Source organism: uncultured Halomonas sp., from assembly GCF_947501415.1.
Taxonomy (GTDB): Bacteria; Pseudomonadota; Gammaproteobacteria; order Pseudomonadales; family Halomonadaceae; genus Halomonas.
In genome coordinates this window covers 21,180-35,985 of record NZ_CANMVL010000033.1, presented here as the reverse complement: position 1 = coordinate 35,985, position 14,806 = coordinate 21,180, and the positions used below count along the sequence as shown (strand labels likewise).

The following is a 14,806-nucleotide window of genomic DNA, read 5'->3' as shown; positions in this document are numbered from 1 at the left end:
AGATGCCGTTTCGTCGACTGTTCTTGCGACACTCCCGCCAAGGGCGGGATTCCATCACCATGTATCAAGGAGTCACACATGTCTCTGCGCATCAATGACCTCGTACCGGACTTCGAGGCCGACACCAGCCAGGGTGCCATCCGCTTCCACGAGTGGCTGGACGGCAAGTGGGCCATCCTGTTCTCCCACCCCAAGGACTTCACCCCGGTCTGCACCACCGAGTTCGGCGCCGTGGCCAAGCTCAGCGATGAGTGGAAGAAGCGCGATACCAAGGTGATCGGCATCTCGGTGGATGGCGTGGAGGAGCACAAGGGCTGGATCAAGGACATCGAGAGCTATGCCAGCAGCGATGTCGGCTTCCCGATCATCGCCGACGAGGACCTCAAGGTCGCCAAGCTGTTCGACATGCTGCCCGCCGAGGCCTACCTGCCCGACGGCCGGACTCCCGCCGACAGCGCCACGGTCCGCTCGGTGTTCATCATCGGTCCAGACAAGCAGCTCAAGCTCTCCATGACCTACCCGATGAACGTCGGTCGCAACTTCGCCGAGGTACTGCGTGCCCTGGATGCCCTGCAGACCGCCAACGGCAAGGGCGTCGCCACCCCGGCGGACTGGACCGTGGGCGAAGACGTGATCATTCCCCCGACGGTCTCCGACGAGGATGCCAAGGCCAAGTTCGGCGAATTCGAGACCGTCTTCCCCTACCTGCGTCGCACCAAGCTTCCCCAGCAGTAAGCGGAGCACAATGTGATCCCCTGTCCCCCGCCACATGGCGGGGGACAGTCGTTTCGTGAGCCCTCAGCGCTCAGGCTTGAAGGGGGCCGGCTCCAGGTCGTGACGCCCCAGCAGCTTGTAGAAGTCGGTGCGATTGCGCCCGGCGATACGCGCCGCCTGGGTCACGTTGCCGGCGGTGAGCTTCAACACCTTGATCAGGTAACGACGCTCGAAGGCCGCCCGGGCATCGTTGAACGTCGGCAACACACTCTCTTCGGCCGCCAGCGCCTGGGCCACCAGCGCCTCGGGGATGATCGCGGTCCCGGTCAAGGCCACACACTGCTCGACCACATTGACCAGCTGACGCACGTTACCCGGCCAGGCACTGGCCGCCAGCAGCTTCAGGGCCTCCGGCGAGAAGCCCTTGACGAAGGGCTTGTGACGCTCGGCGGCCTGGACCACCAGATGCTTGGCCAGCAATGGCACATCCTCGGGGCGCTCCTTGAGCGATGGCAGACGCAGGTTGACCACATTGAGGCGGTAGTAGAGATCCTCGCGAAACTCCCCCTCGCCCATGGCGCGATCTAGGTCGCGATGGGTTGCCGAGATGATTCGCACGTCCACCGGCACCTGAGTGGTAGAGCCCAGCGGACGAACGTGACGCTCCTGGAGGGCACGCAGCAGCTTGACCTGAAGCGGCAACGGCATGTCGCCGATCTCGTCGAGAAACAGGGTTCCGCCGTCGGCGGCCTGAAACAGGCCACGATGTTCGCTGATCGCTCCGGTAAAGGCTCCCTTGGTGTGCCCGAACAGCTCACTCTCCAGCAGCTGTTCGGGAAGGGCGCCACAGTTGATCGCCACGAAGGGCTTCTCGGCTCGCGGGCTGGCACGATGAATGGCTCTGGCCATCAGTTCCTTGCCCGAGCCGGAGGGGCCACTGACCAGCACGCTGACATCGGAGGCGGCGACCATGCGCGCCTGCTCCAGCAGGCGCTCCATCTCGGGGCTATGGGTGATGATCTCGGCACGCCAGGCTTCATCGCCATCCGTCACCCCGCCCGGAGCCTGGGCCAGGGCATCCTCGATGGCAGCGAACAGTTCGTCACGATCCACCGGTTTGGTCAGGAAACTGAATACGCCCTCGCGAGTCGCCGCGACCGCATCGGGTATCGAGCCGTGGGCGGTAAGCAGGATGACCGGCAGCCCCGGCGCCGCCCGCTGCACCTCGCGGAACAACATCAGACCATCCATCTCATCCATGCGCAGGTCGGTAATCACCAGGTCGGGACGATCCACCTCCAGCGACCTGAGCGCCTCGCGGCCGCTCTCCGCGGTGGTCAGCCGGTAGCCGCGACTCTCCAGTCGCATGCCCAGCAGCTTGAGCAGGCTGACGTCGTCATCCACCAGCAGGATATGGGCAGGCTGCCGACGCCCGGCACTCCCGGCGACCGCCATCCGAGTCGAGTCAGCACGCGTTTGCAGGGGGGGCAGGGTCTTCACATCGAGGCCTCCATCATTCTTCGTTCTGCTGTCGCAGGTTGATACTTCGCTCGATGGCGGTCAGCGCCTCGAGCTTCTCCGCCAGGGCGGCCTTCTCCTCCTCCAAGGCGGTGATACGGGCCTCGCTATCCACCTGGGAGGAGCGCGCGGCATTCAGTCGCCCGAGCATGGCGCGGCGACGCTCCAGCTCATTGAGCCAGTAGCGCAGCAGCGGCTGCAGGGTCACAGGCGCGGCGCTCAGGTCGGCCTTGTAAAGCTCCGAGGCAAGCACCCACTGCCGGTGGCTCCCCCATGAGAGCGCCACGGCGCGAGCCAGGCGCCGCTCCGCCTCCTCTCCTTCCAGGCGCTTGAGCATGGCATCACGCCAGGCGCGATCACCGCGCTGCGACGCCAGCCCGAAGTCGACCCACTCCCGCAGCAGGCACGCCTCGTCGGTGAAGCTCGGCAGTTCGGCCCGGCAGTGGGCAACAGACTCCACGACGCTGGCCGGCTCGGTGGAGTGCTCCATCAGCCCCCGCGGCAGACTCTCGCAACCGACCAGCCAGATGGCCAGTAGACAGGCCAACAGGGGACGCAGTGTCATCACATCAGTTCCTCGCTTGCGGGTCTGCCAACTCGGCAGGCATGTCAGTAGGGTCCACCCTCGAGAGGGCCGTGTGCGGCAGCGTCAGGCGGAAGCAGACCGCCAGGCGTGGATCTGTCACCAGCGCCAGTTCGCCCTGCTGCAGGCGGGCGCAGTCCGCCGCTACCGAGAGCCCGATGCCGGACCCCTTGAGCGGCCCCTTGCGACGCGTGCCGCCCTGATAGAAGGGCTCGAACAACCGTGGGCGATCCGCCTCGGCAATGGGTTCGCCGCTGTTGGCCACCTCCAGCTCAAGGCGATCTCGGCGCTGCCGAGCACGGATCTCCAGCACACCCCCCTCCTCACCATAGGCGATGGCGTTGGAGACCAGATTATCGAGGATATGCCCAGTCGCGGCACGATCCAGTGGCCACACCACCGGGCCATCGAAGCCCTCGACCCGCATTCCCTTGTTGGCCAACGCCAGACGATGCTTGGCCAGCACCTCGTGCAGCAGGGTGGCAACGTCGATCCGCTCGATCTTCACCCGGCGGTTCTGCTGCAGCAGGTTGTAGTCGAGCAGCTGCTCAATCAGCCGCTGCAGCTCGCGGCCGCTGCCATCGATCAGCTCGAGAATCTCCTGCTGCTGCGGGTTCAGCTTGCCGGCCACCCCGTCGCCCAGCAGCGCCGACCCTTCACGCACGCTGGCCAGCGGGGTCTTGAGCTCATGAGACATATGGCGCAGGAAACGCTGCTTATCGACCTCCAGCTCATCGAGACGCGAGGCGAGCCAGTCGAGGCGCTCATCCAGCTGAATCAACTCGGCGGGACCTTGTACCGGGCGGGGTGGTGACTCGCGGGAGCCACTGCCGATCCCCAGGATACGGCGTTCCAGCTGGCGCACCGGACGAATGATCAGCCATGAGAACAGCAGCATCAGCACCAGGCTGGCCGACACCAGAGCCCCGGTCTGCCACCACAGCTGCCTCTGCACCCCTCGCGCGCCCTCACGGATGGCATCGATACGCGTATCGATGCGCTGATTGGTGGCCTGGCGCAGCGCTTCGGTATGTTCAGCGAGTGCCGGGAAGGCGTCGAGCCGCTCCTTGAACGCCGCCAGCTCCAGGCCGGGCAGATCGCTCAAGCGTACGAGAAGCGCCTCCAGCGCCTCCACGACAGGAGCCTCCGGCAGCAGCTCCCGCTGCCGACCCAGCAGTTGACGATACTCCTCGAGCCGGGCGGCATAGATCTTCAGCAGGCTCTCCTGCTCCAGGACGGCATACTGCCGTGCACTACGCTCCATCTCCAGGGCCAATACCCCCAGGGTCCGGGCGCGCCGCGTCTCCTCCACCGCCTGGCGAGCACTGGCGTCGGCCAGCCGGGTAAGCTCGGAGAGAGCCTGGCCCGCCTGGAACATCAGCACGCCCAACGGCAGCATCACCACCACGAAGGCGATCAGCACAAGCTGCAGCAGGGAGCGGGGGCGCCAGCGACGGGCGACTCGGGTGGCCATGTCCAGCGTTCTTCGCAGATAACCAGGGAGCGGGGTGGCGGATGGGGTTGCCATCATGTCGAACCTTCAGGATACCAGAGTTTGCCTGGGCGCCGTGCCCTCACGATCGCGGCATGCGAGTGATAAAAAAAAAGGCCGGCAGAGCCGGCCCAATACGCAGGGAACTGAAGGGTCTGGAAGGATCACCGATGGCGGCCTGGTCCAACCAACGTCCACCCTTCCAAACGGGCCGGGGAAGGCCCTCGAAGCCATGAGCGAGCCATCTGCCACCAGGGGCTGGCCCTCCTCATGCGGACGGCAGGTCATCGAAGACCGACCATCCCGCTTCGTTTCTGGCAGTGCCGCCTGGCCTTGTCGAAACCATTCGTGCCATGGCGCCACTGCGCAATTCCATCCCCCGCAAGGGGGGAGAGAGGCATCCATGCCGGGGCATCCTTGCCCTTGGGTACGCATCCCTGAGCATGTCGGTACCCGTCTCATCGCAACCTAAGTCACACATCGCTAGGAGCAGACGCTGATCGCTTTGGAGGCGAGGCACAGGGCAGTGTCGTTCCGCCCCCGCCGCGATCGAAATGGTTCGAGCCGTAATGAACCACTCCCGTCGCTCATCTCACATATTGCGAACCTCGTGCCAGAATTAAATAAATAGTTTAAATTCAACTACTTACACAACCTCGTATGCTCAAGATGTGTTCCAACCCGGGCGACGGGGAGGCTTGCGACCTGGATTATGTCGCAAGAAAAAGACACAAGCGGAGAGAATCTCTAAACAGTCATACCCATCAATAGCTTAGAGAGTCGCCAAACCGCGACGACCGCACAGGCGGTGACACCTCACGGCGACAGGACATGGCTTGCCATATCATTGGCGAATGGCAGGCGAGATCGTTGCGATAACACGCCGGCATGCTCAGCCGAGAGACTTGACCAGCACCTTGGACTTGCGGGCGTGATTGTAGGTGTCCCGGCGCAGCGGTGGCAGCGCCTCGAGATCGGCCAGACGAAAGCCGTGCTCGAAGAACCAGTGGGTGGTGTGGGTGCTGAGGGCAAACAGCGCCGTCAGGCCCTGCCGCCTGGCACGCCGCTCGAGCTCGGCCAGCAGCAGCTCGCCGCGAGCACCGCCACGATAGTCATCGTGAACCGCCACGCAGGCGAGCTCGCCCATCTCGGCATCATCGAACCGATGCAGGGCAGCACAGCCAATGATCATGCCGTCGCGCTCGATCACCAGATAATCGTCGATCTCGTGCTCCAGCCGTTCCCGGGAGCGAGGGACCAGCATGCTGCGCTGCTCCAGCGGTTCGAGCAGCTCCAGCAGGCCACCGATATCCGCCAGCTCCGCCGAGCGCAGCTGCTCGTAACGATGCCGGGTGATCATGGTGCCGACCCCGTCGCGGGTGAAGAGCTCGCCAAGCAGGGCGTCATGGTCGTGCCACGAGAGCAGGTGCGTACGCGCCACCCCGTGGCGAGCGGCCTGACAGGCGGCCTCCAGATGACGTGCAAGCTCGCTGCCGGGGGGCGCCTGATTCAGCAGCGGCCCGGCTTCGGCGGGCGTCAGCTGACGCTGCAGCTGGCCACTGGCATCGCAGAGGCCACTGGCCTCGCCGAGCAGGATCAGCTTGTCGGCCGACAGCGCCATGGCGGCATGCTGGGCCACATCCGAGGCGTCGAGGTCGAAGACTTCTCCGGTGCTGGAGAAGCCCAGTGGTGGCAGCACCACCAGAGCGCCCTGCTCCAGCAGCCCCTCGATGGCCTGGGTACGCACCCGGCGCACCTCACCGCTATGATCGAAGTCGACTCCCTCCCGCACACCGAGCGGCTTGGCCATTACCAGATTGCCGGAGATCGCAGAGAGTTCCACACCATGCATCGGCGTATTGGGAAGGCCCAACGAGAAGCGCGCCTCCAGCCATAGCAGCTGCTCGGCGGCCACTCGCTCGATGCAGGCCATCACCTCTCCATCGGCAACCCAGCGCCCCTGATGCTGCCCCGGCGTGACCCCTGCCGCATCCAGTGCCTGGCGTACCTGAGGCCGAATGCCGAACACCACGACCAGCCGTACCCCCAGGGTATGCAGTAGCGTTAGATCCTGGATCAACTGCTCGCCATGCCCCCGCGCCATCGCCTCGCCTTCGATCAGAATGACGAAGGTTCGTCCGCGATGAGCATTGATATAGGGCGAGGAGTTGCGAAACCAGTCGACGAAGGGGAAGCGTTTATCCAAGAGCCGCTCTCCGGCTGCGGGTGATCGAAAGGAGGGTCCACGACTATAGCAGAGCAACGGAAACGGCGGCACCACCAACGTGGTACCGCCGCCCGGGGCTCAGTGCAGACGATGGCCTGGGGCTCGTGGCCCCCGGCCACTCGTATGAGTTAGCCGAACATGCCCTTGAACATGAAGAAGAACAGGATGGCCAGCCCCGCACCGGCAGGCAGGGTGATCAGCCACGACATGGCGATGGTGCCGATCACGCGCAGGTTGAGGGCCGCCATGCCGCGGGCCAGACCCACGCCCAGCACCGCCCCCACCAGAGTGTGGGTCGTGGAGATCGGCAGGCCGGTGCCCGACGCCAACACCACGGTGACCGCGGCGGCCAGGGTCGCCGCGAACCCACGGCTGGGCGTAAGCTCGGTGATGCCGGTACCGACGGTGGCAATCACCTTGTGGCCATAGGTGACCAGGCCGACGACGATGCCGCCGCCACCGAGCACCAGCACCCACCAGGGCACCAGGGCGGCCCCCTCAATCTCGCCGCCACTCCTGACCACACCGATCACCGCCGCCAGGGGACCCACCGCGTTGGCCACATCGTTGGAGCCGTGGGCGAAGGCCATGGCACAGGCCGTAAAGATCATCAGCACGCCAAATACCCGCTCGACCCCACTGAAGCCAAAGTGATCGGCCTTGCTTTTACTGGCCTGCACTCGCCGCTCCATAAAGGCCCCCAAGACGGCAAGTAGCAGGCCAGCGAGCATCGACAGCAGCAGGCTGCTGCCAAAGCCGAGATCAAGACCGACATGCTTGAGCCCCTTGGTCAGGGTCACCATGGTGACCGCAAATCCCACCAGGAAGACGTACATCGGTACGTAACGCTTGGCGGCCTCAAAGGGGTCACGGGCCTCGAAGATGAGGTGCTGTACCGATTTGAACAGGGTGAAGGCGATGGTGCCGGCAAGCAGCGGCGAGACGATCCAGCTGGCGGCGATCTTGCCGACACTGGCCCAGTCCACCGCCGCGGCGCCCAGACCAGCCACGGAGAAACCAACGATGGCCCCGACGACAGAGTGAGTCGTTGAGACCGGCCAGCCCTTCATGGAGGCAATCAACAGCCAGGTGGCGGCCGCCAGCAGCGCGGCCAGCATGCCATAGACCAGCAGCTGCGGGTCCTCCTGGAGAAGTTCGGGGTCGATGATCCCCTTGCGGATGGTGTTGGTTACTTCGCCGCCGGCTAGCCAGGCGCCGAGAAACTCGAAGATGACGGCGATCAGGATCGCCTGCTTGATGGTGATGGCGCGAGAGCCCACCGACGTGCCCATGGCGTTGGCGACATCGTTGGCCCCCACCCCCCAGGCCATGAAGAAGCCAAACAGGCAGGCCAGGATGATGAAGATCTCGCCGTGCTGCGCAATGATCGACATGAGGATACGTCCCCTCGTTGCGGTCGTTTGATGGCGTAGTTATAGCGGCCCGGGCACTGCCCGGGCCCTAACACTCAATTGGCGGTCATGATCTGCAGGCGGCTTCCCACGCGCTCGGCACGGTCGGAGAGCTGGCCTACCCAGTCGATGATCGTGTAGAGAAACATCACCTCGACCGGCGGCAGGCGGTCCTCGAGGCCGAACAGCTGGCGGCGGATGGCGACCTGCTGGGCATCGGCCTGATGCTCCAGGCGGTCCAGTTCACGGATCAGCTTCTGCATCACATCGCTGGCATTACGACCAAAGCCGGAGTCGAGCAGATCCCTGAGCTCCTCCAGGGCGTGGCGCGCCTGGGCCACACAGGCCACGGCCGTCTGCATGTAGTCACGCATCGGCTGGGCCAGCTCCTCGGGCACCTGCATGCGCCTGCCGAGCATGATCCCGGTAATATCGCGGACCTTGTTGGCGATCTTGTCCTGTACGCTGATCAGGTCGAGCAGATCCGAGCGCGATACCGGGAGGAACATCGTGTTGGGAAGGTTGAGGCGCAGCTCGGTCTTGAGCTCATCGGCCTCGTGTTCGAGGCGAGTCACCGATTCACGATGGAACGCGGCCGACTCCCAGTCGCCAATGAGGGTCGCCTCGAAGAACGGCAGCAACTGGTCGGCGCATTCGCTCGTCTTGACGATATGGGTCAGCAACGGCTCGAATGGCGAACGACCGAACATCGCGGAGAAGGGATTGGGTGTCACCATGGGGGCATCTCGAAACCTTGAAAATGGCGGCGACAGTATAGTGACCCCTGCCGCCATCGTCATGAACTATTCATCCGAGTTGAGAATCCCCACCTGATCGAGGCTGTCGACGCAATGAGTCAAGAGATCGAACTGAAACTCGCCCTGGGCCCCGAAGGCCCCGACGCCCTGCGTCGCCACCCCCTGCTGAACGAGTCCTCCCCGAGCGCCACCCGCCTCGGCAACACCTACTTCGATACTGCCGGGGGGGAGCTGGAAGCGGCGCGCATGGCGCTGCGCCTGCGCCGGGTCGACGGTCGTTTGCTGCAGACGGTAAAGACCCGCGGCGAGGGCAGCGGCGGCCTGTCGCGACGCGGCGAGTGGGAGTGGCAGGTCCCGGGGCCGGGGCTCGACCTGGCCGGCCTCGAGGGGCTGCCACCGGCCGAGCTGGGCGAGGATGTGCTGAGGCGACTGGAGGCACGCTTTACCACGGACTTCCGCCGCGAAACCTGGCACCTCGAGCATCGCGTGGCCCGTATTGAGCTGGCCCTGGATGAGGGCGACATTTCCGCGGCGGGTCGTCATGTCGAGATCCGCGAACTGGAACTGGAGCTCGTGGAGGGCGAGCCGGCAGCGCTATGGTCACTGGCCGAGACGCTGGCCGAGCGTGTGGCGATGCGCCCCTCGGATACCAGCAAGGCGGCCCGGGGCGGGGCCCTGCTGTCGGGCGAGTGGCGACTCCCCCCGGGCGGCTCGCCGGCCTGCTGGCTACACCGCGCCGTGGTGGCGCTGGATGCCCACGCCGACAGCGGCCATGGTGACTGGCGGGAAGCGGCGGCCGATGCCCTGCGCCGACTCGCGCCCCTGGGCGACCCGACGACGAGAGAGGCGGCGGACTCCCTTGGGAAGGCCCTCGCGAGCGATGCCTGGCTGACGCCCCATAACGGCCGACAGCTGTTGTGGCTGGCACACCGTCTGTCGGGGCAGCTCCCCCTGGCCTGAATTCACCACAAGGAAACCGCCCGTGAACCAGCTACCCAGCCCCGCCGACGAAGGCCTGCGCAAACGCGTCTTCCAGATCATCTTCGAGTCCGACACACGCCCTGCCAAGGCCTTCGATATCGCCCTGATCGTGGCGATACTCACCAGCGTGCTCGTGGTGATGCTGGAGAGTATCGAGAGCCTGCGCAGCGACTACGCCACCCTGTTCTTATGGCTGGAGTGGGGGTTCACCATCGCCTTTACGCTCGAGCTGGCGGTACGCCTCTACTGCCTTGAGCGCCCTGTGCAGTACCTAAGGAGCTTCTACGGGATGGTCGACCTGATCGCCATCCTGCCCACCTGGCTGGCGCTAATCGTGCCCGGAGCCCAGACCCTGGTGATGGTGCGACTGCTGCGCACCCTGCGCATCTTCCGAGTGCTGCGACTGATGGAGTTCGTCGGCGAAGGACGCCTGCTGATCGAGGCGCTCAAGCGCAGCAGCCACCAGATCTTCCTGTTCCTGTTCACCGTCTTCATGCTGGTCTCGATATTCGCCTCAATCGTGTACCTGATCGAGCCCGCCTCGGCCGGCTTCACCAGCATCCCCACGGCGATCTACTGGGCCATCGTCACCCTGACCACGGTGGGCTTCGGCGATATCGTCCCGGTAACCCCGTTGGGCCAGGCGATTTCGGTGATGGTGATGCTGATCGGCTACTCGATCATCGCCGTGCCCACCGGGGTCTTCTCCGCCGAGGTGATCCGCTCGATCCGCGCCGACCGCTACTCCGACGAGGCATGCCCAGGGTGCGGCCATGACCGCCACGAGCAGCGCGCCAAGTACTGCCTGCTGTGCGGCACCTGGCTCGACGAGGACACCCCCGACCCGCAGCTCTCCGAGGAGGAGCAGGAGGCCTGGTGGGAGGAGCATGGCGGCAAGGAGGATGACGACGACGCCGACAAGGCGCCGCCGTCGGGCTAAGCCGTCGAGATCAGTCGCGGAAGGGAGCGACGTCGCCGCGACCCTCGCGCAGGACCACCGGCGGAAGCTCGCGCAGGTCCACCACGCTGGTAGGCTCCAGATGACAGGCACCACCGTCGATGATCAGATCGAGGTCGGCGCTGAAGCGCTCACGGATCTCTTCGGCATCGGTCATCGGCAGCTCCTCGCCCACCGGAATCAGGGTTACGCTCATCAGCGGCTCGCCGAGTGCCTCGAGAAGGGCGTAGGTAATGGCATGGTTCGGTACGCGGACCCCGATGGAGCGACGCTTGGGGTGCAACAGCAGCCGCGGCACCTCGGTGGTCGCATTGAGGATAAAGGTGTAGGCACCAGGAGTATGGGCCTTGAGCAGGCGAAAGACGGCGTTGTCCACCTTGGCATAGGTACCGATCTCGGAGAGGTCGGAGCACACCAGGGTAAAGTTGTGCTTGTCATCCAGGGCACGCAGCCGCTTGATCTTGTCGATGGCCTTCTTCTCGCCCAGGTGGCAGCCCAGGGCGTAGCCCGAGTCGGTGGGATAGGCCACCACGCCGCCGGAACGGATGATGCCGATCGCCTGCTCGACCAGGCGCTTCTGGGGGTTTTCGGGGTGAATCTGGAAGAACTGGCTCATGGTCACGCTCCTGAATTGAACCGCGGCGCCAGCCGCGGATGGGTCCATACCGGCAGCGTGGCGGTGCGCGGCACCGGGCTCATGCTGCCCGGCGCCAGGTGGCCGCCGGAGAAGTGAAAGTCGCTGCCCAGCGAGGCATAGAGCCCGCGCTCCTGGAGCTGTCGTGACAGGTCGCGGGTCACATCGGGATTCTGGAAGCCACTGACCAGCTCGGCGGCCTGGCCGCCGGCGGCACTGAAGTCGTTGAGCAGCAGGCCACGCTTGCGTCGCGTGAGGGAGTAGCGAAGAGGATGCGCCAGCACCGCCACGCCCCCCGCCGAAAGCACCCAGCCCACCGCCTCGGCCATATCCGGCCACAGCGCCTTGACGTCACCCGGCTTGCCGGCCCCCAGGTACTTCTTGAAGGCGGTCGCGACGTCGGGTACCACTCCCGCCGCGACCAGCGCGCGGGCGAAGTCGGGGCGGCCCAGGGGGCGCTCGCTGCCGGCCTGCTCCCGCGCCCGGGCCAGGGCATCATCGAGGCCAATCTTCTCCATGCGGGAGGCGATGGTCCTGGCGCGCTTCACACGAGCCACGGCCTGGGCCTCGAGCCCCTCGACCAGCGCCCCCTTCACGCCCTCGGGCAGCAGCCCCACCACATGGATGCCAATGCCCCGCCACTGCGTGGATAGCTCGGTACCGGGAATCAGCACGAGGCCCTCGCGCCTGGCCGCCTCGGCCGCCTCGGCCACTCCTTCCAGGGTGTCATGGTCGGTCAGCGCCATATGCGTCAGGCCCTGGGCGGCACAGAGCGCCACCAGGTCCATGGGAGACAGGGCACCATCCGAGGCGGTGGAGTGCATATGCAGGTCGATGCGGAGCGGCGCAGGGTCGCCCTCGAAGCGCAGGGGAAGTGGAGACATTGGCATGACGCCGATCGGCGACTTTGTCAGAATGGTCTATCATGGTGCGCCTCTGGCCAATGCCGGTCAATGCCGCCACTCCCTGACCCCGCCGCCCCAATAGAAGGAAGACAGCCAATGCTCTACGCGATCATCAGTGAAGATGTGGACAACAGCCTGGAGCGCCGTCTCGCCGCCCGCCCCGACCATCTGGCGCGCCTGGAGGCACTACGCGACGAGGGTCGCCTGGTCCTGGCTGGTCCCCACCCGGCGATCGACAGCGAGGACCCGGGCGAGGCCGGCTTCTCCGGCAGCCTGGTGGTCGCTGAGTTCGACAGCCTCAAGGCGGCCCAGGCCTGGGCCGATGCCGACCCGTATGTGATCGCCGGCGTCTACGCCAGGGTGGCGGTTAAGCCCTTCAAGAAGGTTCTCCCCTGAGAAGGCCCCCTGAACCACCCCACTTATCAACAGCCTGTTTTACACAGTCACTGTGGACAACCCTGTTGAAACGCCGCGGATGCCTGTCGCCAGCCCCCAGATACCGGCTCCGCGGCGCAATCGATCAAATATTGAACACGCCTCCGGAGCTTCCCGTGACTGCCGCCCCCGATGGCCTGCCGCCTCTCGCCGCCCTCGATAACGCCCGCCTCGACTGGCGCAACGATGCAAGCGGCGAGGCAGCCCCCCACTCCTCCGCCTTCGACGATGTCTATTTCTCTCGCCATGATGGTCGCGCCGAGACCGAACATGTCTTCGTCGCCGGCAACCGCCTGGCGGAGCGCTTCAGGGAGTGGCAGGCGCCGCGCCCCTTCGTGATTGGCGAAACCGGCTTCGGTACCGGGCTCAACATGCTGTGTGCCTGGGCCTGCTTCGATGCCCACGCGGCGCCGGAGGCTCGACTGCATCTGGTGTCCACCGAGAAGTTCCCACTCGACCGCGCCGATCTGGCCCGGGCGCTGGCCGCCTGGCCCGATCTGGCAAGGCGCAGCGAGAGCCTGGTGGCGCAGTGGCCCGAGCCGGTGACCGGCGTGCACCGGCTCTGGCTCGATGAGCGCGTCACACTCGACCTGCACCTGGGCGATGCCGCCGAGCGGCTGTCACTGCTCGACGGCCGGGTCGACGCCTGGTTCCTGGATGGCTTCGCCCCGGCGAAGAACCCCGAGATGTGGCAGCCGGCACTGTTCCAGGCGATGGCGGCTCGCTCCCGACCAGGGGCTACCTTTGCCACCTTCAGCTGCGCCGGCGTGGTCAAGCGCGGCCTGGCGGCGGCCGGCTTCACCTGGCACAAGTCACCGGGCTTCGGGCGCAAGCGAGAGATGCTCTGCGGAGAGATCGCCGAGCCCCCCCGCGATGAACGCCGGCGACAGACTCCCTGGTTCACCCCACCGGCGCCCCGGCCACCTCGCCATGTCGCGATCATCGGTGCCGGCATCGCCGGCGCCAGTGCCGCCGCCGCCCTGGCCAGGCGCGGCATCGCCGTGACCCTGATCGACCGCCTCGAGCGTGCCGACCTGGAAGCCACCCATCTGCAGGGCGCGCTCTACGTCAAGCTGGCTGCCGACACCAATCGGCAGAGCCGTATCTACCTGGCCGGGCTGCTGCATAGCCGCCGCTGGCTGGCCTGGCTCGACCCGCGGCAGTCGCTATGGCGGAAGAGCGGCGTGCTGCAGCTGGCCCTGAACGACAAGGAGCAGGCGCGCCAGACGCGTTTCCTGGCCAACCACCCCCTACCGGAGAGCGTGGTGAGAGGGGTGGGCGCCGCGGGAGCCAGCGCTGCCGCCGGCGTCAGGGTCGATGCCCCGGCCCTGGACTACCCCAATGCCGCCTGGGTCAGACCCATGGAGCTCTGCATACGACTGGCGGAAACGCCGGGTGTCAGTTTCCTTCGGGGAGAGGTCACGGCACTGCGGCGACTGAAAACCGGCTGGAGACTGGAGATGCGCGACGGCGATCCCATCGAGGCCGACCAGGTCATCGTCGCCGGCGCTGCGGAAACCGTCGCCTTCGAGCAGGCCGCCCCTCTCCCCCTGCAGCCGGTTCGCGGGCAGCTCAGCCAGCTCCAACTGCCCCCGGGGGCACCCAGGCTGGGGCGTGTGGTCTGCGCCGGAGGCTATGTGCCCCCGGCGGCGGAGGGCGTGCTCAACATCGGCGCCACCTTCGCCCCTGACGATACCGACACGGACCCTCGCGAGGCCGACCATCGCGCCAACCTGGAGGAGCTGGAGCGTGGCCTGCCCCACTTCGTCGCCGCCCTGCGCGACGCCGGCACCGACCTCTCCCCGGAGCGGTTCCGCGCCCTGGTAGGGGTGCGTGCGGCGAGCCCCGACAAGACCCCCTACTGCGGCCCGGTGCCCGACGCCGATGCCTGGCGGGAGGAGTATGCCGTGCTGGCCAAGGACGCCACCCGCATTCCCGAGACACTCGGACGGCACCATGCGGGGCTCTGGGTCAGCACCGCCCACGGCTCCCGCGGCCTGGCCAGTGCTCCGCTATGTGCCGAGCTACTGGCCTCGCGGATCTGCGACGAGCCACTACCCCTGGAGCAGCCGCTGGCGGACCATCTACATCCCGGCCGGCGCCTGATACGCGACCTGATTCGTGGAAAGTGATCGCCCATCCTCTTGGACGCCGGGGGCCTCGCAAGGCCCTCGCCGATGGAGGGCAGC

13 protein-coding genes are annotated in these 14,806 nt (G+C 66.1%); 5 read left to right on the top strand and 8 right to left on the bottom strand.

What is annotated here, in order from left to right:
* Window positions 1-78 precede the first annotated feature (78 nt).
* On the top strand, window positions 79-735 hold the full coding sequence (locus Q0894_RS15205) for a peroxiredoxin (protein WP_299236905.1): 657 nt from the start codon (window positions 79-81) through the stop codon (window positions 733-735).
* A gap of 63 nt (window positions 736-798) precedes the next feature.
* Here Q0894_RS15205 and glrR read toward each other — a convergent pair whose 3' ends face one another.
* The 6 genes from glrR to Q0894_RS15175 form a co-directional block, all read right to left on the bottom strand.
* Window positions 799-2,169 carry a two-component system response regulator GlrR gene (gene glrR / locus Q0894_RS15200; protein ID WP_299237019.1) on the bottom strand — a complete coding sequence of 457 codons (1,371 nt, stop codon included), beginning with the start codon at window positions 2,167-2,169 and terminating at the stop codon, window positions 799-801.
* A 58-nt stretch (window positions 2,170-2,227) separates the two neighbouring features.
* On the bottom strand, window positions 2,228-2,797 hold the full coding sequence (locus tag Q0894_RS15195) for a hypothetical protein (protein WP_299236903.1): 570 nt from the start codon (window positions 2,795-2,797) through the stop codon (window positions 2,228-2,230).
* A gap of 4 nt (window positions 2,798-2,801) precedes the next feature.
* On the bottom strand, window positions 2,802-4,289 hold the full coding sequence (locus tag Q0894_RS15190; RefSeq protein WP_299236902.1) for a HAMP domain-containing sensor histidine kinase: 1,488 nt from the start codon (window positions 4,287-4,289) through the stop codon (window positions 2,802-2,804).
* A gap of 910 nt (window positions 4,290-5,199) precedes the next feature.
* Window positions 5,200-6,513 carry an amino-acid N-acetyltransferase gene (gene argA / locus Q0894_RS15185; RefSeq protein ID WP_299236900.1) on the bottom strand — a complete coding sequence of 438 codons (1,314 nt, stop codon included), beginning with the start codon at window positions 6,511-6,513 and terminating at the stop codon, window positions 5,200-5,202.
* 149 nt (window positions 6,514-6,662) lie between these two features.
* Complete coding sequence (locus Q0894_RS15180; RefSeq protein ID WP_299236898.1) at window positions 6,663-7,928, bottom strand: inorganic phosphate transporter; 1,266 nt, start codon at window positions 7,926-7,928, stop codon at window positions 6,663-6,665.
* A gap of 74 nt (window positions 7,929-8,002) precedes the next feature.
* The gene (locus Q0894_RS15175; RefSeq protein ID WP_299236896.1) at window positions 8,003-8,683 is read right to left on the bottom strand and encodes a TIGR00153 family protein; all 681 of its coding nucleotides are present in this window, start codon (window positions 8,681-8,683) and stop codon (window positions 8,003-8,005) included.
* 114 nt (window positions 8,684-8,797) lie between these two features.
* Between Q0894_RS15175 and Q0894_RS15170 the strand changes: the two genes are divergently transcribed.
* Both Q0894_RS15170 and Q0894_RS15165 read left to right on the top strand, forming a co-directional pair.
* Window positions 8,798-9,664 carry a CYTH domain-containing protein gene (locus Q0894_RS15170; RefSeq protein WP_299236894.1) on the top strand — a complete coding sequence of 289 codons (867 nt, stop codon included), beginning with the start codon at window positions 8,798-8,800 and terminating at the stop codon, window positions 9,662-9,664.
* 22 nt (window positions 9,665-9,686) lie between these two features.
* Window positions 9,687-10,625: an ion transporter gene (locus tag Q0894_RS15165; protein ID WP_299236892.1), complete on the top strand. Its 939-nt coding sequence runs from the start codon at window positions 9,687-9,689 to the stop codon at window positions 10,623-10,625.
* A gap of 10 nt (window positions 10,626-10,635) precedes the next feature.
* Here the strand turns inward: Q0894_RS15165 and Q0894_RS15160 are convergent, their stop codons facing one another.
* The gene (locus tag Q0894_RS15160; protein ID WP_299236890.1) at window positions 10,636-11,259 is read right to left on the bottom strand and encodes an L-threonylcarbamoyladenylate synthase; all 624 of its coding nucleotides are present in this window, start codon (window positions 11,257-11,259) and stop codon (window positions 10,636-10,638) included.
* Between the two features lie 2 nt (window positions 11,260-11,261).
* Window positions 11,262-12,167 (bottom strand): PHP domain-containing protein, encoded by a 906-nt coding sequence (locus Q0894_RS15155; RefSeq protein ID WP_299236888.1) that lies wholly within the window; start codon window positions 12,165-12,167, stop codon window positions 11,262-11,264.
* A gap of 111 nt (window positions 12,168-12,278) precedes the next feature.
* On the opposite strand from Q0894_RS15155, the gene Q0894_RS15150 reads away from it, so the two are divergent.
* A complete protein-coding gene (locus Q0894_RS15150) occupies window positions 12,279-12,578 on the top strand; it encodes a YciI family protein (RefSeq protein WP_299236886.1) in 300 nt (99 codons plus the stop codon).
* A gap of 155 nt (window positions 12,579-12,733) precedes the next feature.
* Complete coding sequence (mnmC, locus tag Q0894_RS15145) at window positions 12,734-14,749, top strand: bifunctional tRNA (5-methylaminomethyl-2-thiouridine)(34)-methyltransferase MnmD/FAD-dependent 5-carboxymethylaminomethyl-2-thiouridine(34) oxidoreductase MnmC (protein WP_299236884.1); 2,016 nt, start codon at window positions 12,734-12,736, stop codon at window positions 14,747-14,749.
* The last annotated feature ends 57 nt before the right edge of the window (window positions 14,750-14,806 follow it).

Bases quoted from the DNA above. Each gene is read 5' to 3' on its own strand.
- Q0894_RS15195 (WP_299236903.1), bottom strand. From the start codon at position 2,797: ATGACACTGCGTCCCCTGTTGGCCTGTCTACTGGCCATCTGGCTGGTC.
- Q0894_RS15205 (WP_299236905.1), top strand. From the start codon at position 79: ATGTCTCTGCGCATCAATGACCTCGTACCGGACTTCGAGGCCGACACC.
- Q0894_RS15170 (WP_299236894.1), top strand. From the start codon at position 8,798: ATGAGTCAAGAGATCGAACTGAAACTCGCCCTGGGCCCCGAAGGCCCC.
- Q0894_RS15180 (WP_299236898.1), bottom strand. From the start codon at position 7,928: ATGTCGATCATTGCGCAGCACGGCGAGATCTTCATCATCCTGGCCTGC.
- Q0894_RS15190 (WP_299236902.1), bottom strand. From the start codon at position 4,289: ATGGCCACCCGAGTCGCCCGTCGCTGGCGCCCCCGCTCCCTGCTGCAG.
- Q0894_RS15175 (WP_299236896.1), bottom strand. From the start codon at position 8,683: ATGGTGACACCCAATCCCTTCTCCGCGATGTTCGGTCGTTCGCCATTC.
- glrR (WP_299237019.1), bottom strand. From the start codon at position 2,169: ATGGCGGTCGCCGGGAGTGCCGGGCGTCGGCAGCCTGCCCATATCCTG.
- Q0894_RS15160 (WP_299236890.1), bottom strand. From the start codon at position 11,259: ATGAGCCAGTTCTTCCAGATTCACCCCGAAAACCCCCAGAAGCGCCTG.
- Q0894_RS15150 (WP_299236886.1), top strand. From the start codon at position 12,279: ATGCTCTACGCGATCATCAGTGAAGATGTGGACAACAGCCTGGAGCGC.
- Q0894_RS15155 (WP_299236888.1), bottom strand. From the start codon at position 12,167: ATGCCAATGTCTCCACTTCCCCTGCGCTTCGAGGGCGACCCTGCGCCG.